The sequence below is a fragment of the Enterococcus sp. AZ078 genome (assembly GCF_051714985.1).
Classification (GTDB): Bacteria; Bacillota; Bacilli; order Lactobacillales; family Enterococcaceae; genus Enterococcus_B; species Enterococcus_B hirae.
The window spans coordinates 1,272,737-1,295,691 of sequence record NZ_JBIOSW010000001.1 but is presented as its reverse complement, the minus strand read 5'-3'; the positions used below and the strand labels follow the sequence as shown (position 1 = coordinate 1,295,691).

At 34.9% G+C, this 22,955-nt stretch carries 15 protein-coding genes; all 15 read right to left on the bottom strand.

Going from position 1 to position 22,955, the window contains the following annotated elements:
• Positions 1-3: 3 nt before the first annotated feature.
• The 15 genes from IGJ18_RS06075 to IGJ18_RS06005 all read right to left on the bottom strand — a co-directional run bounded on the left by IGJ18_RS06075 (position 4) and on the right by IGJ18_RS06005 (position 22,801).
• The gene (locus IGJ18_RS06075) at positions 4-3,432 is read right to left on the bottom strand and encodes a pyruvate carboxylase (protein WP_010737454.1); all 3,429 of its coding nucleotides are present in this window, start codon (positions 3,430-3,432) and stop codon (positions 4-6) included.
• 20 nt (positions 3,433-3,452) lie between these two features.
• Positions 3,453-4,619 carry an FtsW/RodA/SpoVE family cell cycle protein gene (locus IGJ18_RS06070; RefSeq protein WP_010719353.1) on the bottom strand — a complete coding sequence of 389 codons (1,167 nt, stop codon included), beginning with the start codon at positions 4,617-4,619 and terminating at the stop codon, positions 3,453-3,455.
• 2 nt (positions 4,620-4,621) lie between these two features.
• Complete coding sequence (locus IGJ18_RS06065) at positions 4,622-4,924, bottom strand: DUF1507 family protein (protein WP_010719354.1); 303 nt, start codon at positions 4,922-4,924, stop codon at positions 4,622-4,624.
• 162 nt (positions 4,925-5,086) lie between these two features.
• Positions 5,087-6,868 (bottom strand): DNA helicase RecQ, encoded by a 1,782-nt coding sequence (recQ, locus tag IGJ18_RS06060; protein WP_438843020.1) that lies wholly within the window; start codon positions 6,866-6,868, stop codon positions 5,087-5,089.
• 1,037 nt (positions 6,869-7,905) lie between these two features.
• On the bottom strand, positions 7,906-9,735 hold the full coding sequence (gene typA / locus IGJ18_RS06055; protein ID WP_010737451.1) for a translational GTPase TypA: 1,830 nt from the start codon (positions 9,733-9,735) through the stop codon (positions 7,906-7,908).
• Between the two features lie 152 nt (positions 9,736-9,887).
• Positions 9,888-10,676 (bottom strand): inositol monophosphatase family protein, encoded by a 789-nt coding sequence (locus IGJ18_RS06050; RefSeq protein ID WP_237558484.1) that lies wholly within the window; start codon positions 10,674-10,676, stop codon positions 9,888-9,890.
• 4 nt (positions 10,677-10,680) lie between these two features.
• Complete coding sequence (locus tag IGJ18_RS06045; protein ID WP_010719359.1) at positions 10,681-10,956, bottom strand: UPF0223 family protein; 276 nt, start codon at positions 10,954-10,956, stop codon at positions 10,681-10,683.
• Positions 10,957-11,244: 288 nt separating this feature from the next.
• Positions 11,245-12,144 (bottom strand): hypothetical protein, encoded by a 900-nt coding sequence (locus tag IGJ18_RS06040; protein ID WP_010719360.1) that lies wholly within the window; start codon positions 12,142-12,144, stop codon positions 11,245-11,247.
• A 34-nt stretch (positions 12,145-12,178) separates the two neighbouring features.
• Positions 12,179-12,760: a hypothetical protein gene (locus IGJ18_RS06035; RefSeq protein ID WP_081129095.1), complete on the bottom strand. Its 582-nt coding sequence runs from the start codon at positions 12,758-12,760 to the stop codon at positions 12,179-12,181.
• Between the two features lie 657 nt (positions 12,761-13,417).
• Entirely contained in the window at positions 13,418-13,942 is a 525-nt protein-coding gene (locus IGJ18_RS06030; RefSeq protein ID WP_438843019.1) for a hypothetical protein, read from the bottom strand.
• A gap of 479 nt (positions 13,943-14,421) precedes the next feature.
• Entirely contained in the window at positions 14,422-15,720 is a 1,299-nt protein-coding gene (locus tag IGJ18_RS06025; protein ID WP_438843018.1) for a hypothetical protein, read from the bottom strand.
• Between the two features lie 386 nt (positions 15,721-16,106).
• Positions 16,107-16,637: a hypothetical protein gene (locus IGJ18_RS06020; RefSeq protein ID WP_128427800.1), complete on the bottom strand. Its 531-nt coding sequence runs from the start codon at positions 16,635-16,637 to the stop codon at positions 16,107-16,109.
• A gap of 479 nt (positions 16,638-17,116) precedes the next feature.
• A complete protein-coding gene (locus tag IGJ18_RS06015) occupies positions 17,117-17,344 on the bottom strand; it encodes a helix-turn-helix domain-containing protein (protein WP_438843017.1) in 228 nt (75 codons plus the stop codon).
• 9 nt (positions 17,345-17,353) lie between these two features.
• Positions 17,354-18,970: a hypothetical protein gene (locus IGJ18_RS06010; protein ID WP_438843016.1), complete on the bottom strand. Its 1,617-nt coding sequence runs from the start codon at positions 18,968-18,970 to the stop codon at positions 17,354-17,356.
• Positions 18,971-19,162: 192 nt separating this feature from the next.
• Positions 19,163-22,801, bottom strand: a complete 3,639-nt coding sequence (locus tag IGJ18_RS06005) for a hypothetical protein (RefSeq protein WP_438843015.1) — start codon at positions 22,799-22,801, stop codon at positions 19,163-19,165.
• Positions 22,802-22,955 lie beyond the last annotated feature (154 nt).

The window sequence follows — 22,955 nt, the reverse complement described above, 5'->3', positions numbered from 1 at the left end:
CCTTTATTTTTCAGTTACTTCAATCAATAAGTCACCAGAAGCGATCGCATCGCCATCTGTTACATAGACATGCGCAATTTCACCATCAAAACGAGCTTCAATTGCCGTTTCCATTTTCATTGCTTCCGTAATCATCAATGTATCGCCTTTTTTGACATGATCGCCTTTTTTGACTAATACATCTAATACAGAACCAGACATCGTTGCACCGATATGTTCACGATTTGTTGGTTCAGCTTTCACACGTGTTTGTACAGTACTGATGATCGAATGGTCGTTCACTGTGATTTCACGACGTTGGCCATTCAAGTTAAAGAATAAGACACGATTTCCTTCAATATCTGGTTCGCCGATTTCATCCAAGCGAATAATCAAAATCTTGCCTTTTTCAATTTGAACATTCACCGTTTCTCCTAAGCGAATCCCTTGGAAGAATGTTGGTGTATCAAGTAATGTCACATCACCAAATTGATTATAGGCTGCTTGATAATCTAGAAAGACTTGCGGATACATCAAATAGCTCAGCACTTCTTCTTGTTTAGGTTCATAGCCGATTTTTTCAGCTAATTCTGCTTTGACTTGTTGGAAATCAACTGGTTTAGCTAAAGCTCCAGGACGTTCAGTAATCGCTTCTCGTCCTTTAAGGATGATTTTTTGTAATTTTTCCGGGAATCCTCCAACCGGTTGTCCTAGCTCTCCTTGGAAGAAAGTAATGACAGATTCAGGGAAACTCAGTGTTTCACCTTTTTCATAGATATCTTCCTCCGTTAAATCATTTTGAACCATGAACAAGGCCATGTCTCCTACAACTTTTGATGAAGGGGTAACTTTCACGATATCACCAAACATCAGGTTCACTGTATGGTACATCTGTTTGATGTCATCCCATTTATTTCCTAAACCAACTGCTTTGGCTTGTTGTTGGAGATTAGAGTATTGTCCACCAGGCATTTCATGCATATATACTTCTGTTTCTGGTGCATTCAAACCGTTCTCAAATGGTTTGTAATACATACGGACATCTTCCCAGTAATGATTCAATTGTTGTGCATTTTGAATATTGATTTCTGGCAATCGTGGACCGTTGACCAAAGCATAATACAAACTGCTCATACTTGGTTGACTTGTATTCCCACTCATCGCACTCATCGCCACATCGACGATATCTACCCCAGCCTTTGAAGCTGCAGAATAGGTAATAATTCCATTTCCACTCGTATCATGTGTATGAAGGTGGATTGGCAAATCAGTAGTCTCTTTTAATTCACTAATCAAGCGATAAGCAGCTTGTGGTTTCAGTAAGCCAGCCATATCTTTGATCGCAATGATATGCGCCCCAAGTTGTTCTAGTTCTTTCGCCATGTCCTTGTAATATTGGACATTATATTTTGCACGACTAGGATCATTGATATCTCCGGTATAGCAGATCGCAGCTTCTGCAATCTTACCTGTGTCTCGAACCGCTTGGATACTTTTTTCCATTTGCGGTACCCAGTTCAAACTGTCAAAGATTCGAAACACATCAATTCCTTGAGCCGCTGCTTCTTTCACAAATTCTACTAAGACGTTATCTGGATAATTGGAATAACCGACTGCATTTGAACCTCTGAACAACATTTGTAACAGCGTATTTGGCATCAATGCTCGGATCTTTCTTAATCTTTGCCAAGGATCTTCATTCAAGAAGCGATAAGCGACGTCAAAGGTTGCTCCTCCCCACATCTCACTTGAGAATAGTTCAGGTAATCCTTCACCGGTCAATTGAGCAATCTCTTTAAAGTCTTTCGTACGAACACGAGTTGCTAATAAACTTTGATGAGCATCTCTAAATGTCGTATCAGTCAATAACAAGTTTTCTTGCGATTTGATCCATTGGACTAACGCATCCGAACCATCAGAATCTAAAACATTTTTTGCTGTCAGATAATCTGGGCGTTTAATCAAATCTTTCGGTACCCGAGGAGATTCATAAAATGGTTTTTCACCATTTTTGATTCCTGGGAAGCCATTCACGGTAATTTCACCGATGTATTTCATTGTTTTATTCCCACGGTCGCGTAAACGAGGGAACTCAAACAATTCTTTTGTATTATCGATAAATGTCGTTTTAGCATTTCCTGATTGAAATTCAGGATGGGAAATCACATTCAACATAAATGGGATATTGGTTTTGACTCCACGAATCCGAAATTCTTTTAAGCAACGTTCCATTTTTTGGATTGCCGTATCAAAATCTGCCGCATGCGTACAAACTTTGACTAAAAGTGAATCAAAGTATGGGGTAACCACATATCCTGCATAAGCATTACCGACATCTAAACGCACTCCGAAACCACCAGGTGAACGGTAAGTATCGATTTTCCCTGTATCAGGAAGAAAATGATTCAACGGGTCTTCTGTAGTGATCCGACATTGAATCGCAGAACCATTTAGTTTGATATCTGCTTGTTGCGGCAGACCAATTTCACTGTGTAAATCTTTCCCTTGGGCAATCAATAATTGAGTAGTCACGATGTCCACATCGGTAATCATCTCTGTAATCGTATGTTCCACTTGGACTCGAGGGTTGACTTCGATAAAATAAAAGTCATTTCCTTCAACTAAAAATTCAACCGTCCCAGCATTGACATAACCAACGTGTTTCATTAATTGAACGGCTGCTTGACAGATGCGTTCGCGTTGTTCAGTCGACATGGAGACACAAGGGGCTACCTCTACTACCTTTTGGTGACGTCTTTGTACAGAGCAGTCTCTTTCAAATAAATGGATCACATTTCCATGTTTATCGCCCAAAATTTGGACTTCGATGTGTTTAGGATTTGCAATATATTTTTCAACATACACTTCATCGCTGCCAAAAGCCGCTTTTGCTTCACTTTTCGCACGATCATAGCCTTCTCGAGCGCTTTTTTCATCATGGGCGACACGCATTCCTCGTCCCCCACCACCTAGAGCGGCTTTAATCATGATCGGATAACCGTACGTTTCAGCAAAAGACAAAGCATCTTCGACCTTTTCAATCGGTCCATCAGTCCCAGGAATCGAAGCAATTCCAGCTGCGATAGCTGCTGCTTTTGCTTTGATCTTGTCACCAAAGATATCCAAATGATGTAAGTCTGGTCCTACAAAAGTGATGCCTTCTTCCTTGCATCGTTTTGCAAAACTTAGATTTTCAGATAACAACCCATAGCCTGGATGGATCGCATCCGCTCCACAGGCTTTCGCAATGGCAATAATCCCTTCAATATCTAAGTAAGCGTCAATCGGTTTTTTCCCTTCGCCAACTAGATATGCTTCATCTGCTTTAAACCGGTGCACGGAATACTCATCTTCTTTTGCGTAGATACCTACAGTTTTAATTCCTAATTCTGTACATGCTCGAAACACTCGTACAGCAATTTCTCCTCTGTTAGCAACTAAAACTTTTTCCATCAAACCACTCCTACATCTTTTTAGTATAAACCTAAACTTTTTCGTTTTTCATCTGCACTGATATTCAAGACGAAGCCAACACAAATGGATAACATCAATAAACTAGATCCTCCCTGACTCAAAAATGGGAAAGTGATCCCAGTTAACGGAATAACGCCTGTTATCCCTCCCAAATTGATAAATATTTGGATCATGAACATGGCACCAATCCCAATACATAATAGAGAATTAAATGGATCTTTTGAGCGAATCCCCACCAAAAAGATCCGAACAATCATGAAAAACAGTAAAGCAAGAATCAAGATCCCCATGATCACGCCTAACTCTTCTACCACAATGGCATAAATAAAGTCCGTCTGCGCTTCATTTAAAAAACCTTTTTTCTGGATACTATTTCCAAGACCTCGACCAAAAAGCCCTCCATTGAACATCGCATAATAACCATTAGCTAATTGATGACCTTTGTTCAACTCGTCAGAAAAAGGATTTTGATAAATGGCAAATCGGTTATAGATATATTGTAAACGTCCGGGAAATATTTTCCCGTGGGTGATATTGATCAACCAGATTGCTAAAGCACTCAAGCCAACCCCACCGACCCCAACGATCAACGTATAAACGTAGTTGATACCACTAGCCAAAAGTAAGACTAAGATAATTAAAAAAATGACAGTTGCATTACCAAAATCGGGTAAAATAGCAACTAGCGCTGTTAGTGCCAACACTAACAGTAACGGTCTTTTAACAGTAGAAACAAAATCTTTTTGAACGCTTCTTTGTCTTTTAGATAACGTTAATGCTAAGTACCAAATCACAATGATCTTTAAGTATTCAGCTGGCTGGAGAGAGAATCCAGCGATTTGAAGCCATCCTTTCGCTCCATTGATTTCTTTCCCGAAGAATAAAACGATCAATAGCAAGATCGTCAGTACAGCAATAGCTGCCATAATCAGTCGTTGATTTTTTAATACGGATGTTTTCATTTTATATAAAAGTCCAATAGCTACTAAGCTAACGCCCCAAAACAAACTTTGGTTAAAAAAAGAGGCGGAAGGACTGCTTCCATTTTCTAGCAATAAATAAGATGATGAACTATAGACCATGATTAAACCTAAAATACATAGAATCAAGTAAGGAATCAAAATACTATAGTTTAATAAATGCCTTTTTTTTACTTTCTTAGGCAAGTTTACTCCTCCTTGCCAATTTCTTTTTTATCGTAATTTTCTTGGTAAACCTCACTATATAATCGGTTCAGTTCACGCTCTAGCTCACTCAGCAACAATTGACCTTCCGTTTTATCGATGATGCCTACACGAACGGCAAATCCGACTTGTTGTGAGAAGCCATACATTTGCGTATCTACTACTTCTTCAAATGCCTTACATTGTGAGATACACAGGCTATTTTTTTGATTTTTGATCAAGCGTTTGATTCGTTCTGATTCATCTTTAAGCACTTGAACTGCAAATTCATTTGATAGAGAATCCATCTAAGCCTACCCCCATTCTAAGTTTATTTATTATAACATACTTAAAATTCTAACGGGGAAAAATCCCAGTTTTCGCTCAGGGATTTTCTTCTTTTTTTACTATTTGCTAGCCTATCATGAGCAAAAACAATAGATGTACTAATTTTACAAACGATACACTACTTAACTAGAAAGTATCAGTGCTAAAAAAGCGTCCCCGTATTTGTCTAACTTGCTTTGTCCTACCCCTTTTATCTGCAATAAAGAAAGTCGATCTTTTGGACGTTGTCGACTCATTTCTTTTAAAGTCGCATCTGAAAAAACCACATAAGGCGGCACGCCTGCTTCAGAAGCTAAGTCAGTTCGTAACTCTCTTAGCGTTTCAAATAAGGTGTCAGCTTCTTCATCAGAAAGTTGTTGGACTTTTTCAGCTTCTTTTTTAAATACTTTTTGTTTCCCTTTTAACACTTCGATTCCTAGTTCCGTTACTTTCAACGTGGGGTATTCACCGTTCATTGAATACAGATAACCACCAGAAATAAGATACTCGATCAACTGAAGAATATCTTTTTGTGCCCATTTTTTTAATAAGCCGTAAGTTGATAACGCTTGAAAACCTAGCATCTTGACTTTTTGTTCTTTCGAACCAGCTAATACCTTCATCAACAATTGTTTCCCATAATTTTCACCCATGCGTTTCAAGCAAGACAACACCATCTGTGTTTCAGTCGTTACATCGACTAGTTCACGTTCATCTAAACAGTTACCACATCTTCCACATGGGATACTTTTTTCGCCAAAATAAGTAAGAATATATTGTTGCAGACAGGATTCGATGTAGACGTATTCCGTCATTGCTTTTAATTTTTCGTATTCTTTTTGTTTTTGTGACTCTTCTCGTTGGGATTGTTGGATAAAAAATTTTTGGACCTGTATATCTTGGGGAGCAAACAACAAGACAGCCTCACTTAAGAGCCCATCACGACCTGCTCGTCCCGCCTCCTGATAGTAAGCTTCTAAAGAACCAGGAATCTGATAGTAAGCTTCTAAAGAACCAGGAATCTGATAGTGAATGACGAAGCGGATGTTACTCTTATTGATCCCCATGCCAAAAGCATTCGTTGCAACTAATAATTCTGTACGGTCATATAAAAAGTCCTCTTGGATTTCTGTTCGTTGGCTTTCACTCATCCCACCATGATATCTGCCAACACTGAAATCAAATTTCTTTAACAAATGATAGATTCGATCAACTTCTTTGCGGGTAGCGGCATAAATGATCCCTGATTGCTTTTTATTGATACGCAGATACTCAATTAAGTACTGCTCTTTTTTTTGATCTTTTACTACTTGTAAACGTAGATTTTCTCGTGCAAAACCCGTTTGAATATGATTATCCATTGGTATCTTTAAAAGTCTTTTAATATCTTCTGCTACTTGCTTTGTTGCAGTAGCAGTCAATGCCACAATGACCGGTCGTTGATCAAACGTGTTTAATGTTTCTGCCATATGAAGATAGCTTGGACGAAAATCATGTCCCCATTGTGAGATACAATGCGCTTCATCAATCGCTATCAGTTGCACGTGCCAACGTTTCATTGATTGGATAAAATCTGGCATGATAAACCGTTCTGGCGCAACATATAATAATTGGATTTGTTGCTGTTCGAGTAATCGAAACCGAGAAGCAGTCTCATAACTATCCAATGAACTATTGATAAATGTCGCTGAAATGCCTAACTGATTGGCGGCATCTACTTGATCTTTCATTAGAGAGATCAAAGGAGAAATGACCACAGTCAAGCCATCCAGCATCAACGCTGGCAATTGATAACAAATGGACTTCCCACTTCCTGTAGGCATGATCCCTAGGACGTCTTCATGACCAAGTACCTTTTGGATAATTTCTTTTTGTCCAGGGCGAAATACTTCATAACCAAAGTATTGTTTTAATATATCATTCATTTTATCCCTACTTTTTAGTTGATTTAAGAGGTTGTGAAAGAAGCGATCAGCTCCGAGCGAATAAGAGAGGATTTTTTAAAATAGCTTCTCATATTTTAGAAAATCATCGCTTATTGCTGAGGAGTTGCTTCTTGAACACCGTGAATAAGAGGTTGTGAAAAGGGCGCTTTGACCTGAGCGTTAAGGATGAAAATCTTGAAACAGTACCCCATGTTTTGAGATTTTTTGACTTATCGCCGAGGGTCAGCTCTTTGAACACCGTGAATAAGAGGTTGTGAAAGCATCGGGAAGCTCCGATGACAATAAGAAAGAATTTTTTAAAACAGCTTCTCATGTTTTGAAAAATTCAGGCTTATTTCAAGGAGCTGATGCTTGAACACCGTGAATTAGAGGTTGTGAAAAGGGCGCTTTGACCTGAGCGCTCACCAAGTAAAAACTGCGCCGAGTAATCGAAGGAGCATTAAGGATGAAAATCTCGAAACAGCTCCCCATGTTTTACGAAATTCAGCTTTATGTCAAAAAACTGTCGCTCGTCCACGGTTTAGTTTTTTTTTATTTATAAAAAGCCTAGAGCAACCTTTTATTATTGACCCTTCTATCGCCCCTCTATAACTATAATACGTCAATTATATTTTACTTCTCCAAGCAATCAAGTACAACATGCTTTTTGTGAAACTTTCGCTTTTCGTGAAACAAAAAACGAGGTAATCAAAGATTTTAAAAAGACTTTTAATAAACTTTTAGCGTACTTATTGAATTTTTCTTATAGTTTTTATTAACTTCTCCACAGATAAAAATTTTAGAAAAAGGAAAAACAATTCTCTCCTTTTAATTTCAAACAATTGAATACGTTCTAAAAAATTGAGAAGCAAAATTTGCCGACAGTATTTTTCTTTTCATCTACTTTAATGCTGATTTACCAGTCATCTGAACAAAAATAAACCGAAGATGCCCGAAAATAGTTACTCCTATTTTTGGACTTCTTCGGTTTATTTCTCAAAGCTAAACATCACTGTATCAACAAGGTGAACAAATGATTATTTTTTCTTTTTAGAAGCTTTTTCACGTGCATTTTTGTTTAAGATTTGTTTTCTTAAACGGATACTTTCCGGTGTTACTTCACAATATTCATCGTCATTCAAGAATTCTAACGATTCTTCTAACGTCAATTGTTTTGGTTTTTTGATAACAGATGTTTGGTCCTTGGTAGCAGAACGAACGTTAGTCATTTGTTTTGCCTTCGTGATGTTAACAGTCAAGTCATTGTCACGACTATTTTCACCAATGATCATACCTTCATAAACTTCTGTACCTGGTTCAACAAAAACAGTTCCACGTTCTTCGATACTCATGATTGAATAAGTTGTTGCTTTTCCAGTATCAATCGATACTAACGCACCTTGGTGTCGTCCACCGATTTGACCTGGTAACATTGGTAGGTATTGATCAAATGTGTGGTTCATGATGCCGTAGCCGCGAGTCATTGAAAGAAATTCAGTTGAATAACCGATCAAGCCACGAGCTGGTGTTAAAAATGTCAAACGGATTTGACCATTACCAGTATGGATCATGTCTTGCATTTCACCTTTACGTAAGCTTAATGATTCGATAACGCTACCCATATATTCTTCAGGTGTGTCGATTTGAACACGTTCAAAAGGTTCACATTTCACGCCATCAATTTCTTTTTCGATAACTTCAGGACGAGATACTTGTAGTTCATAACCTTCACGACGCATGTTTTCGATCAAGATTGACAAATGAAGTTCTCCACGACCAGAAACTGTCCAAGCATCTGGAGAATTTGTTGGTTCAACACGCAATGAAACATCCGTTTGCAACTCAGCCATCAAGCGTTCTTCAATTTTACGAGCAGTGACATATTTTCCTTCACGGCCAGCAAATGGTGAATTATTCACTAAGAAAGTCATTTGCAGTGTTGGTTCGTCAATGTGTAGAATTGGCAGAGCATCTTGGTGGTCCACAGGTGTCACTGTTTCCCCAACGAAAATATCTTCCATTCCTGATACGGCAATTAGATCTCCAGCTTTTGCTTCGTCAATTTCTAAACGTTTCAAGCCGAAGAAACCAAATAATTTAGTTACACGGAATTTTTTAACTGAACCGTCTAATTTTAGTAAGGCAACTTGGTCCCCTACTTTGATCGTTCCACGGAAGACACGACCAATCCCGATACGTCCAACATAGTCGTTATAATCAAGCAATGATACTTGGAATTGTAATGGTTCATCGCTATTGTCTACTGGCGCAGGGATTTTTTCAACAATTGTATCAAAGATCGGTGCCATTGTTGGTTCTTGATCGGCTGGATCATCAGACAAGCTAGATGTTCCGTTTAATGCTGAAGCATAGATAACTGGGAAATCTAATTGATCATCATCTGCACCTAGTTCAATAAATAATTCTAATACTTCATCAACAACAAACTCAGGTCGTGCAGAAGGTTTATCAATTTTATTCACAACTACGATCGGTGTAATATGTTGTTCTAGCGCTTTTTTCAAAACAAAACGAGTTTGTGGCATCGTTCCTTCATAAGCATCAACTACTAAGACAACGCCGTCAACCATTTTCATGATTCGTTCAACTTCGCCACCAAAGTCCGCATGCCCAGGTGTATCCATGATATTGACACGAATCCCTTTATAATCAACTGCGGTATTTTTTGCTAAAATCGTGATTCCACGTTCTTTTTCTAAAGCATTTGAATCCATCGCACGTTCTTGTAATTGTGTGTGTGCGTCTAATGTATCTGATTGTTTCAATAATTCATCAACCAATGTGGTTTTTCCGTGGTCAACGTGGGCGATGATCGCTACGTTACGGATATCATTTCTATAGTTCAATGTAACTAACTCCTTCTCGGTTCTTTATGACAGTGCAATTTTACTCGACTGTTTATTATAGCAAACTTTTTTCATGAAATATAGTAAAATGTTTTCATTTTTTCGAGAAAATTAATATTTTAGCCATATTTTTCTTAATTATGCGGTTTTTTTTACTTATTTAGCGAATCAGCCGCAACAATAAGTGCCCGAATTTCATCATAGGCTTGAGGTGTAGCCGCAATATAATATTCTCTTCCTCGAAATTTTAGCTTTTCTCCTGAGATACCGCTATATTTCATTCCAAATTCAGCGAGTAAAACATTCCCTGCGCCATAGTCCCACGGGCTCAAATTTGCAATATAACCAATATGTTTCCCTTTTAAAAGTGCAATCATTTCTAGTCCTGCACATCCATAAATACGAACACCCATACTTTGTTCACCAATTGTTCGGACATTCCACCGATTATGACTAAAAAGATAACCGTTCAAACCAATAAGTCCATCTTTTAAACGAAGGTCTTCTGGCTTAGTTAACGGATGGTCATTCATATAAACACCTAAATCTTTTCCACCCCAATACAGCGCTTCTTTCATCACGTCATAAATAAAACCAAGTTGTCCAACACCATCTTGATAAACGCCTAACATAATACAAAAATTCTCTTGTTCAAGTACGAAGTTCATGGTTCCATCAATTGGATCAATAACAAATACTTGCCCTTCAAAGCTTTCTAACTCACTGTAACCTTCTTCTTCTGCGAGAATCTTTGCTTCTGGATTATACGCCTGAATCTTTTCAATCAAAAAAGCTTGGACTTCACGATCCATATTGGTAACCAGATCTTTTCGATTGGTTTTTTGATCAACTTTAAGTGTCTTGATTTGTACCGCACGAATTTTCTCAGCTGCTTCTTCAAGCCAGATTTTGATCTGAGGGATCAGTTCTTGTTTATTCATGTTCTCACCCATTCATTTTTAGGATTTTTTTCTGATTCTTTTTTGCTGCTTGAACTGTTCGATACAATGAATAACCTGATACTTTTTCAAATTCTTTTCCTAATTTTTTTTCTTCTCCAATAGATGGAATAACCGTTTTGAATTGTTGGTATGATTTTAGAAACCGAGCATTATCGATGCCCTTTTCATTCGCTAACTCTAAATCCTCCCACATCTTCATCACAATGACCATTTCCTCGGTGGTCCAGTCTAAATCAAGCGGGTATTGATAATCTTGCATACTTCATTCTCCTATTTCCTATAGTCAAAATCAGTGTATCATAAGAATAAGTACATAACCAAATAGTTTCGATTTTCTAGTTTACATAATTAATTTATAGTTGAATAACTATTTTATATCGCTAGCTAAGAAAAATAAGTAATAGTCTATAAAAATTCACACGTTCATACAAAGAACCGTCACTAACAAAATAGAGAAAATAAATTCTGTCGGTGACGTAGGTTTATTTATTAAGATAAGAGAAAAAGATCTAACATTTTTACTTTTCCTAAGGGATTTCATATGAAACTAACGTCCTTCATGTTCAGGTATGTTTAACGAGCTCATAGACGCTTCATTAGCAAAACTATGATTTATCCGATATTGTTCATTTATTTTAGTGGCAGTGTATGTTTCATCTTTTGAAATTAATTTAAACATCCCCTTCTGTAGCTCAGCAAATTTAGAATTCCCTTCATTTTCTAAAAAAATCTTATAGAACCAATTTTGAGAGGATAAAGACGAATTTTTAATATAATGACAATGTGGCAATGCTTTGACAACAACTTCAATAAGTACTTCTGTATCGACCTTAGGCCTATATGATTCATTATCCTTTCTACTTAAATAATGAAGTAAGGTGCTTTTAACATCTCGTTTAGTAATGATATTTCCTCCATTAACAGCTAGTTCATTGTATTTTTGAATCGTTTTGTTTAGTTCAAAATTTATTATATTATCGCTAAGTATCTCTTCTGATGATATAGTACTTGGAATCTCTGCTGCATTAATATACATCGTAAATTCAGACGAAGAAACATATTTTTCTAAATTTTCAGAAAAACTCTCCAAACTTATTGGATTTTCTAAAATTGCTTTGGGTAAAATTTCACTGAACTGAGATTGTTCAGAAATTCCTATTTTATTCATAATAATGCTTATTTCCCTATTGGCCTCTTCACTGAGAGGAACAACTTTACCAAACTCTGAATGTTCACTCAAAATTTTTTCAACAATACAATGATAGCTTGATTTTTCTAATAGCTCTGGTAAATAATCGTTTAATTTTTCCCATGGAAATTTTAGCTTTTCTTCTAATATTTGTTTCATACTTTTGGTACTAATCTTATTTGAATGTGCAAAAGTTTGAAGATCTTTGTCTGGCCTAAGTAAAAAAGATTTTGTTAGTTTATTATCTTCTTTATTCATCTGTTGACTACCTCCTACAAAATATTAATAATTGCTATCTATTTAGTTCTACATTAAGTATAGACTGAGAGATGCTCCGAGTATCAATTACATTTATTTTCTTATTATGAGATAAACCTTTATGTATCGCGTTCAATCGCTTTACTTCTATTCTTTTTTTTTCTCTTTGTTCGAATGCTTCTTTTTCTCTGCGATTATTTTCGCCTATTAGACGACTAAAATCAGGGAATGTCGTTTCTACAATATCATTCCCATTTTTATAATAATTGGCAATAATTTCCATTCTAGATTCTTTTTGGCATTCTATAAACAACGCACTGATGACACTTTTTCTAAAACCTTCATTTGCACATAATAATTCACTGCGTTGGAACCCTTTTCCTTCTCTTTTTAGCGCATCTAATAAAGAAGGACCTTCGATTTTATATTTTTCATATATAATATTTTCAATTTCAGCATACCTCAATGGTTCTCTCTCAAATAAATCTGTTAAATGAACATAATAATTGTATGCACTTTTCTCAAATATACGTTGGATTGTTCGATAGTCATTATGTCGATTCACATTGCCAACATTTGGATTTACATGAATTTTTTGTATTTGAGTAAACTTCATCTTTTTACCCCATTTCTTTTTTTATATAACTCTCTAACGTCCCTCTCAATACTTTTTACTTTTATATCATTTTTTATTTGTGGTTTGTAGAGCATCGCTCATCTGATTGATTTGAATTTTCTGTGTTGTAACCGCGATCTTATATTCAAACTAGATAAGTGCGTGTGCAAATTGTTTTGATGTTTTCTCTTTTTTCTCCAATTTTCATATTCTATCACCGTAGTCTAAAATTATTGCCAATTAAGCTAGATAAGTTCATTAACTTTTTTATAAAAAAAGCTTATCATGATATCGGTTACAAGGAGGACCCTTTTATTTTTTTTTTTGAAAATTATGTTCATATTACAACACTGTATATGAAAAATTTTTAGTATAATGGAGTGTTGTAGGTTATTATGCGGAATTTTTTATAGCACTATTCAACAGCAAATGAAGTCGTGGATCATTTACTTTCCCCATGAATTTCAGCTTATTGTTACCACAAAGAGATACCAATTAACTATGATTGAGAAAACGCTACTTTTTCCTAGTTACTACAAGAAATGCTGAAAGAACATACTTTAATGTGAAGCAAAAAACATCAAAACTAGTTGAAGTTACTAATTTTGATGTTTATTAGAAATCTTATTAGATTTGATAAAGAACTAAGAGCTATAATTATCTCGATTTCTCTTCTGTTTTTACACGTTGTTCTTCTGTATGAGATGCTACGAAACCCTTCTGCAAACGTTCTCTTATTGCCGTTAAATCATGTTTTTCTTCTTTATCACAAAGTGTTTGACTAATATATTGACCAGTAATTTCAGCATTTTTATGCCCATTTTGATGGTATTTCTCATTCAATTGAATGAACGCCTGTTGTCTACATTCCTTCATTAATCTTGCGATCATAAAATCTCGAATATTTTTCAATGGCGGATAAAATAATTCGCTGAAAGCAAGCCCTTTTCCTTCTCGCTTTAACAAAAGCAATAAAGAAATACCTTTAATTTCGTATTTATCCATAATGGTCTTTTCAATTTCAAAATACGCTAACGGATTTTTTTCAAAGAGATCTGATAGATGGTTGAAATAGTTCATTTGATTCTTTTTGATAATTTTCATAATATCGTTCCGTTGTGGAAGACGATTGATATCGTCTATATTAGGAGGTACCTGAGTGCCTTCTTCTCTTTGACTCATCATTTCCGACCTTTCTTTTTATTATATTTGACTTGATTCATTTTTATTGAATCTTTTTCTAACGAATAAATTCAAGTCATTATTATTGGCAATAAATCTCCATTCATTATTTTGGCTGCTGTATCTTTAGTATGTTCCGTTAATAAATAAGTTTACTGTTTTTGTAAGATTCTGTTCAACAGCACTTGCTCAGATCATTTTATTCAATTATCAGAAACACTACCACTTATGTACAAACGTCTATACATCCACTCTCAGGCATTTCACTTATTTTCCATAATCAATTCCTTTTTAATACATTTATTGTTTCTCTATTTTAACATCGAATGTTCTAACAAATAATTCACTTTTTCTTCTTTTTAGAAAAAAATGTTCGATCAAAATCAAATTCTTGGTCTTTTTCTGAATAATTTTTTGTTTGTTTTATTTTTTTCTAAGGTTTATTCGATTTTACTAATGATTATCCTGTTAGAATTTTATTACGTCCTTCCGCCAAAAATTAAATTTGGACTCGTATCTTGTTTATGTTCTATCCTTATATTACTTTCTGTAGCCGTAATTTTAGCATTTCCAACACTCGTTGAAAAAGTTTGAAGTCCTTGTGATTTCATTTCTATTTCTTTTAGTAATAGTTCATAATTTTTAGTCCAATTATGCAACGTTTTCGGAACCAAACGATAATATTCACATATTTGCTTTTTAGTCATTTCTTTATTCTTAAGTAAACGAACGCACGCTGCTTTAACTTCAGCTGGACAAGACAAATTCCCTGGCCCTAGCTCCCTATTTTTTAAATCTTCGAGAGTTGTTATTGTGTTTTTATTTCCAAGCGCCTGATCGTATCTATAATTCCATCTTCTTAAATTCCCATCAGAAATGTTCAATTTGTCACACAATTCTTTCTGCATTAATCGTTCACTTCTCCATAAAAGTACACAAGCTTCCTTAACCTTATTAGTACAATTCAGATTCTCCTCAGTTTTTTCCCTACTCCTCAACTCTTCGATAGTCGATATTATTTTATGAGTTAACTTCTCTTTTTTATCTATATGTTCTGATTCACTATTGGCTGACTGATCGGGGACAACCTCTTCATATTCAAGCAACTTTTGAAATGTATCAATTGATAATTCCAATATGTCACAAAATGTCTCTCTTGTGATAACTGATTGAATGGATTGATATAGTTGAACGTAATCCACTTTAGGATATGCTTTATTGACTTTTTTTGGTAGAGCAAGCTCAAGAGAGTGCGCCGTTTGAGAAATAGGCTGCTTATCAATTTGTTTGATTGCCTGAGCCACTGGGATGTTTTTGGAACTTTTCGTACGCTTATCTTGTATTTCCTTTTCTGTAAAGTCACTTATATTTCGATTATGAGGATCAGATTGTTCTTGATGTTCATTTGATTTCGCCTCATCAGATATTCGTATTCTTTTTGGTTCATATATATCACCTAACACTTTCACTGCTTGCTCTATCGTATAATTGCCATTTAACAGCGGATTATATAATTCGTCCCATCCTTGAAGATTAACTGATTCCTGCTCATCAAACATTTGTTTTCTTTTTGTGTGAACTGTATTGTCTGACACTTCCACTGTTTGAGCTATCGGAAGTTTATCCTTTAATATAGGGTTGAATAAATTGCCCGAGTCTTGGTGAAGCAAACGATGATCTTCATTTGCCTCGTTTAAATCATTCGAACCTTTTATTTCCTCATTCTCATCACCTACATGATAGCTCTCTTGAGGGATTACAATCGTTTCATTTTTCATAGGGTCACTCTCCTTTAAAGTAATTTAACATTAAATTAGTAAATAACTACTTCCGCTAAACAATCAAATAATTGATATCGAAATGTGTCGATCCAATTGCTTTTTTATTTTTCAGAAAAAAAGGTAAAAATAAGAAAAGACACCTCGAAACCATTTAGAATGAATTTGACTGACCAAGTCAAAAAAGGATTCAAGCTGTCTTATACTCAACTTATCAAAGATACCTTAAATACTCTAGACCTAACAATCTATAGCTAATAAAAAGAACAAAAAGGAATTTTTCTTCTTTCTGTCCTAATTATTCTAAGATTTCTCTTTACCAACATTAGTTGTAAAAAGCCTAATTTTGATATGTATTAACTAACCTTATCCGGCTGGACAAAGAGCTAAAAGCGATTATCTCGATTCTCCTCTATTTTTACACTTTGTTCTTCTTTAGGATATTTTGCGAACTCCTTCTTCAGATGTTCTCTTATCCCCACTAGATCACGTTTTTCTTCTTTATTGTCAGATGATATAAAGTATGGGTCTGTAATTTCAACAATTCTATGCCCATTTTGTTGGTATTTTTCATTCAATTGAATGAATGCCTGTTGTCTACATTCCTTCATTAATCCTTTTATCATAATCTCTCGAATATTTTTTAATGGTGGATAAAATAATTCGCTGGATGCCAGACCTTTTCCTTCCCTTTTTAACAAAACCAATAAAGAGATACCTTTAATATTCTGTTTATCCATCATTTTTTTTTCAATTTCAAAATAAATTAACGGCTTTTTTTCAAAGAGTTTTGATAGATGATTGAAATAGTTCATTTGATTCTTGTTGATGATTTTTCTAATATCGTCCCATTGAGAATGGCACCTGACATCTTTTGTATGAGGGTCAACATAAACCCCTTCTTCTCTTTTACTCATCATTCCCGACCTTTCTTTCTAACGTATCTGACTTGATTCATTTTATATATTTTTTTCAGCAAATAAATTTAAGTCAGTCACGTTGCTAATAGAGCTTCAATTATTATTTTTGCTGCTAAATCTTTGTTGTATTCAATATTTATAAAACAAGTTTACCGTTTTTGTGAGTTTCTGTTTAATAACAACTTAACTATAGCTTTTGTCCAGCCGCTAAAAATACTATCAGGGACTTATAAACGTTCATATAATGCAATCTAAGGAATTTGACTTCTTTTCCATAATCATTTCCTTTTTTATTCATTTATTATTTATCTATTTTAACATCGAATGTTCTAACAAATAGTTTACTTTTTCTTCTTTTGAGAAAAAAATGTTCGACCAAGATTAATCCATTGGACTTGGTCAACATAATTTGTCGGTTTATTTTCATTGTATCTAATGTTCATTCCAATTTTACTTGTGATTAACTGGCTAGAATTTTATTGAATCCTTTGATTACCCAAGACTAAATTTGGACTCTTATTTTGCTCATGGATTAACCTCGCATTATTTTCTGCTGCTGTAATTTTAGCATTCCCGACATTGGTTGAAAAAGTTTGGCGTTCTTGGGATGTTCTTTCTGAATTTTGGAGTAATCGGTCATAGTTCTTGATCCAGTTATAAACCGTTTTCGGATTCAAATGATAAATCTTACATAATTGCTTCACGGACATTTCTCAATTCTTATATAAAAGAACTAATTTTATTTTAACTTCATTCGTACAACACAGCTTTCCTGAATTTAGCTTCCTTTCTTTTAATTCTGTAAGAGTCGTTATTATATTCTTCTGCTGATTTCTATGTGCTTGATTGTATTTATCCATCCAAGCTCTTAAAACCCCATCAGTGATGTTCAATTTGTCACATAATTCAGTCTTAGTCTTTGAGCAACCTCTCCTTAAAAGTACACAGGTCTCCTTCACTTTATCAGTACAATCCAGATACCCATCAGTTTGTTTGCTACTTATTAATTCTTCGATAGTCGATATTGATTCACGAGTTAATTTCCCCTCTGTATACTCTTTGAGCCAATTTAGAAAGGGCATATAGGGTAAATTTTTCTTATAACAAAAATAAGTGATAGAATGGTAAGAATGTTTAGAATTAAGATATAATTTAACATTTTCCAATTTGTATTCTTTCGGGAAAACTATTCTTTTATCCCTTGGATATCTTATTTCACTATTGGTTGACTCATCTGGAACAGCTTCTTTAAGCAACCCTTGAAATATATCTTCTGACAATTCCATTATGTCACAAAATGTCTCTATTTTGATGGTCGACTGAATGGATTGATACAGTTGGATATATTCTAAATAATCATTCTTAGTGTCTGATTGATTGGCTTTTTGTGGAAGAACTAGGTCAAGAGAGTGCCTCGTTTGAGGATTAAGCTGCTTATCGGTTTGTTTGGTTGTTTGACTTTCTAAGTGCTGTATACTATGTAGACCCTCAGATAAATGAGCAGTAGCTCTTTTTGGATGTCTTTCTTTGTCAAGCACCGTTTCCTGATTCTGATTCACTGGGGTGCTTTCTGAATTTTTCGTACTCTTGTCTTGTATGTTCTTTTGTGTAAAGTCACTTGTGTCCCTATCATTATGTACGCTATGCGGATTCTGGAGATGTTTTTCTTCATCAATCGAAGATTCCGAATTTTGGCCCACTACAGAGTTCATTCGATTATTTTCCAGATCAAACATATTTCCAGTTTCTATTTCTTGTCCCTCTGTTTGTCCTTTCCTCTCCTCGGCTATCCTTTGCTCTTTTGTTTCATGATTAGAAAAAAGAGTATCGGCTAATTCTAATTCTTGACGAGTCAGAGGACCCAGTTCGAACACGTAGCGTACTAGGTCTTCTTCTGGACTGGGCTTATTGACCGATTCTCTTGTCGTTTGAGGTGGGAATTGTGAATCATTTATGGTGTCTCGCTCATTAAATAAATGGTTATTTGCGCCTTTTAGCCTTTTTGGATATCCCACGTTTTCGTCTGATCTAGGGTGCACTCGCTTATTTCCTGAATCAAACATATTGACATCTTTTATTCCTTGTTCCTCTATTTGCCCTATCCTTTGCTCCTTTGGTTCAAGATTAGAAAAAAGAGTATACGCCGCTTCTAATTCTTGAATAGTTGGAGGACCTTGGTTGATTATGTGACTTACTAGCTCCTCCTCCGGACTGGACTCATTAACCAGATGATTATCTTGTCCTAGCTCACCATATGACTGTTGCCCATTTCCATTGGAACCTATTACATTCTTTGTTATGTATCGTTGTTCCGTCCATTCATTTTCCATAGTAATTTCCTTTTCTAATTATTTATCTATTTTAATATCAAATTTTCTAGCAAATAGTTTATTCTTTCTCCTTTTTAGAAAAAAATGTTCGATCAAGATCCAACTATTGTTTTTTTTCAAAGTAATTGTTTAATTTATTTCAATTATATTTAACGTTCATTCCACTTTACCTATAATTAACTTATTAGAATTTTATTGGATCTTTTGATTACCCAAGAATAAATTTGGACTCTTATTTTGCTCATTGGCTAACCTCGCATTATTGTCTGCTGCTGTAATTTTAGCATTCCCGACATTGGTTGAAAAAGTTTGGCGTTCTTTTGAATCTTTTTCTGCACCATTAAGTAGTGGTTTATATTTATTGTACCAATTATAAAATGTTTTAACGTTCAAATGATACTTTTGACATATTCGTCCCTTGGTATTTTTTGTATCATTTAATAAAAGAATACATTCTTTTTTGACTTTCTCCGTACAACTCAAATACCTGAACTTTAAATCCCTATTTTCTAATTCTGAGAGAGTTGTTATTATTTTCTTCTGCTCATTTCCATGTGCCCGGTTGTACCTATCTTCCCAAGTTCTTACAACCATATCATTGATGTTCAATTTGTTACTTAATTCAGTCTTAGTCATTGAGCAACCTCTCCATAAAAGTACACAGGCTTCCTTAACCTTAGCGGTACAATCCAGATTTCTCCCATTTCGTTCCCTACTGATCAATTCTTCGATAGTAGAGATTGATTTACGAGTTAAATTCCCCTTTTTATGTTCCTTTATCCAAGAACTAAAGGAACTATAGTCTAAATTGTTCTTATCACAAAACTGCCGTTTAGATTCGTAAGAATGTTGAGAATTGAGATATAAATTGATCTTTTCTAATTTATATTCTCTCGGTATAATTTCCCTTTTATTCTCTATATATCCTAATTCACTATTAGTTGACTCAGCTGGAACAGCTTCTTTAAGCAACTCTTGAAATGTATCTTGTGACAATTCCATTATGTCACAAAATGTCTCTATTTTGATGGTCGACTGAATAGATTGATATAGTTGAATATATTCTAAATAATTATTCTTAGTGACATTTTGTGGAAGAACAGGATCAAGAATATACCCCGTTTGAGGAATAGTCTGCTTATCGGTTTGTTTGGTTGTTTGATGCCCTAGGTTACTTTCTAAGTTTTGTATACTATGTAGATTCTCAGATAAATGAGCAGCAGCTCTTTTTGGATGTCTTTCTTCATCAAGCGCCGTTTCCTGATTCTGATTCACTGGGGTGTTTTCTGAATTTTTTATACTCTTATCCTGTTTCTTTTGTATAAACTCACCTGTGCCCCTATCATTATGTATGTTATGCGGATTCTGGGGATGTTTTTCTTCATCAATCAGATATTCCTGATTCTTATCCTCTATAAAGTTTACTTGATTATTTTCCGAACCAGGCTGATTAACTGCTTTTCCTGCCATTGTTTGTTCCATTATAGGATATTCTACCTGTTGACTATTTGACGATTCATCGAATAATTTGTTCGATTCTTGACGTTCACTTAATTCCGTTACATACTTCATTGGTTTTTTTCCTGAGTTTAATGTCTCATCAAATCTCATTAATATTTCCGTTATTTCTTCTGTCATGAGATTATCATTTGATGAATCATCGAATAAATCATTATTAGATTGTTTTGGAAGTTCATTCGATCCGTTCACATAATCCACTAGATTTTTTGCTGGGTCTAACGTCTCATCAATTTCCATTAACGCTTCCACTATTTCGTCTGTCGTGAGACTATCATTTGATAAATCTTCGAATAAATCATTATTAGATTGTTTTGCAAGTTCATTCGATCCGTTCACATAGTCCACTAGATTTTTTGCTGAGTCTAACGTCTCATCAACTTCCACTAACGCTTCCACTATTTCTTCTGTCATGAGATTATCATTTGATGAATCTTCGAATAAATCATTATTAGATTGTTTTGGGAGTTCATTCGATCCGTTCACATAGTCCACTAGATTTTTTCCTGAGTCTAACGTCTCATCAATTTCCATTAACGCTTCCACTATTTCTTCTGTCGTGAGACTATCATTTGATGAATCATCGAATAAATCGTTATTAGATTGTTTTGGGAGTTCATTCGATCCGTTCACATAGTCCACTAGATTTTTTCCTGAGTCTAACGTCTCGTCAATTTCCATTAACGCTTCCACTATTTCTTCTGTCGTGAGACTATCATTTGATAAATCTTCGAATAAATCATTATTAGATTGTTTTGGAAGTTCATTCGATCCGTTCACATAGTCCACTAGATTTTTTGCTGAGTCTAACGTCTCGTCAATTTCCATTAACGCTTCCACTATTTCTTCTGTCGTGAGACTATCATTTGATAAATCTTCGAATAAATCATTATTAGATTGTTTTGGAAGTTCATTCGATCCGTTCACATAGTCCACTAGATTTTTTGCTGAGTCTAACGTCTCATCAATTTCCATTAACGCTTCCACTATTTCTTCTGTCGTGAGACTATCATTTGATGAATCTTCGAATAAATCATTATTAGATTGTTTTGGAAGTTCATTCGATCCGTTCACATAGTCCACTAGATTTTTTCCTGAGTCTAACGTCTCGTCAAATTCCATTAATGCTTCCACTATTTCTTCTGTCGTGAGATTATGATTTGACAATTCATCGGATAAATTTGCTGGCTTTTGAAAAAACGAACGTTCTTCATTGGACTCATTTGAATAGTCAAAATCAGATAAACTATCGAACAAGCTATTTCCAAATTCACCTTCTGTCTCTGATAAAATTGGATGTTCCTCTTGATTTTCTCTTAGATGACTTCCAGTTACTTGCACTTGTTTGCTATTGAAGATATGATTCTCACTACTTGTTGCTTCCTCCAATTTATTTGGTAAAGGAAGTGATGAAGAAAAGTTTTTATTTTGTTGAGGACCGATCCCTTGAAGTTTATCCTGTTGGTTCTCATCAATTAAATGCTCATTCTCTGTTGTATGTATTTGTTTGCTTATTTGTGATAGTTTGGGTGAATATTCTTCTACTTCATGAAGTACATGAGATTTCTTTGGCTTCTTAGGTTTCACACTCGATGTTTTCAAACTATTTTTATCAATTGGGAACGCCGATAGTGAAAACTTTTCTGGGTCCTTATTTTCTTGCATCTTTCTTTTTCTACTTGAACTATCATTGTGATTGTATTTTTTTGACTGGCTGTCATGATCAACACTTTTTTGTTTTCTTAATAAAATGACTTTGTCCTCTAAAGGCCTTGGCTGAGCAGGATGTACCTGTTCCAGCTCATCTTTTAGAGGAACTTCTGAAATCAGCTCTTGTTGCTTCACTAACTCTTCCCTTTGCTCAAAACTATTTCTATCTAACTGTAAAATTTCATTTTCTGACGATGTTTTATATTGCATCTCTTCCTTCTGTTCTCTTACTTTCTTTATTTTCATCAAAATGGTTCTCGCTGATCCGTTAAATCTATTAACAAGTTTACTTACCCACAACTCTCCTGCTAAATATGCTTCGATATTTTGATTATTGCTCTCTTCCTTTTCTTTAGTTGTCTCATTCGTTAAGCTTTGCTGTTGCAGATTTTGCTCTTTTAGACTATGTGTTACATTTCCAATGGTTCTCTTTGATACTCCAAATCGCTCAGCAAGTCCTGCTATCAATGTATTTTCTGTTTTGTATGCTTCTATAATCCTTTCATTTCTCTTTTTAATTGAATTGTTAGGACCGCCAATTTCATTATTCTTTTCATTCTCATGACAGTCTCCTTGAAGTGTTTTAATCGTTTCTTTTCTCACAAAGTCAATCTCCTTTAAAGTGATTAAAAATTAATTAGTAAACAACTAGTTCCGCTAGTTAAATCATTGATATAGAAATATGCTGACCTGATTGCTTTTACCACATTTATTCTAACACCCTCTTTCAAAAAGCTTGACTTTCTTTTTTCTTTTT

Bases quoted from the DNA above. Each gene is read 5' to 3' on its own strand.
- IGJ18_RS06030 (WP_438843019.1), bottom strand. From the start codon at position 13,942: ATGAGTCAAAGAGAAGAAGGCACTCAGGTACCTCCTAATATAGACGAT.
- IGJ18_RS06020 (WP_128427800.1), bottom strand. From the start codon at position 16,637: ATGAGTAAAAGAGAAGAAGGGGTTTATGTTGACCCTCATACAAAAGAT.
- IGJ18_RS06065 (WP_010719354.1), bottom strand. From the start codon at position 4,924: ATGGATTCTCTATCAAATGAATTTGCAGTTCAAGTGCTTAAAGATGAA.
- IGJ18_RS06045 (WP_010719359.1), bottom strand. From the start codon at position 10,956: ATGCAAGATTATCAATACCCGCTTGATTTAGACTGGACCACCGAGGAA.
- IGJ18_RS06010 (WP_438843016.1), bottom strand. From the start codon at position 18,970: ATGGAAAATGAATGGACGGAACAACGATACATAACAAAGAATGTAATA.
- IGJ18_RS06075 (WP_010737454.1), bottom strand. From the start codon at position 3,432: ATGGAAAAAGTTTTAGTTGCTAACAGAGGAGAAATTGCTGTACGAGTG.
- IGJ18_RS06035 (WP_081129095.1), bottom strand. From the start codon at position 12,760: ATGAAGTTTACTCAAATACAAAAAATTCATGTAAATCCAAATGTTGGC.
- IGJ18_RS06040 (WP_010719360.1), bottom strand. From the start codon at position 12,144: ATGAATAAAGAAGATAATAAACTAACAAAATCTTTTTTACTTAGGCCA.
- recQ (WP_438843020.1), bottom strand. From the start codon at position 6,868: ATGAATGATATATTAAAACAATACTTTGGTTATGAAGTATTTCGCCCT.
- IGJ18_RS06025 (WP_438843018.1), bottom strand. From the start codon at position 15,720: ATGAAAAATGAAACGATTGTAATCCCTCAAGAGAGCTATCATGTAGGT.
- IGJ18_RS06050 (WP_237558484.1), bottom strand. From the start codon at position 10,676: ATGAATAAACAAGAACTGATCCCTCAGATCAAAATCTGGCTTGAAGAA.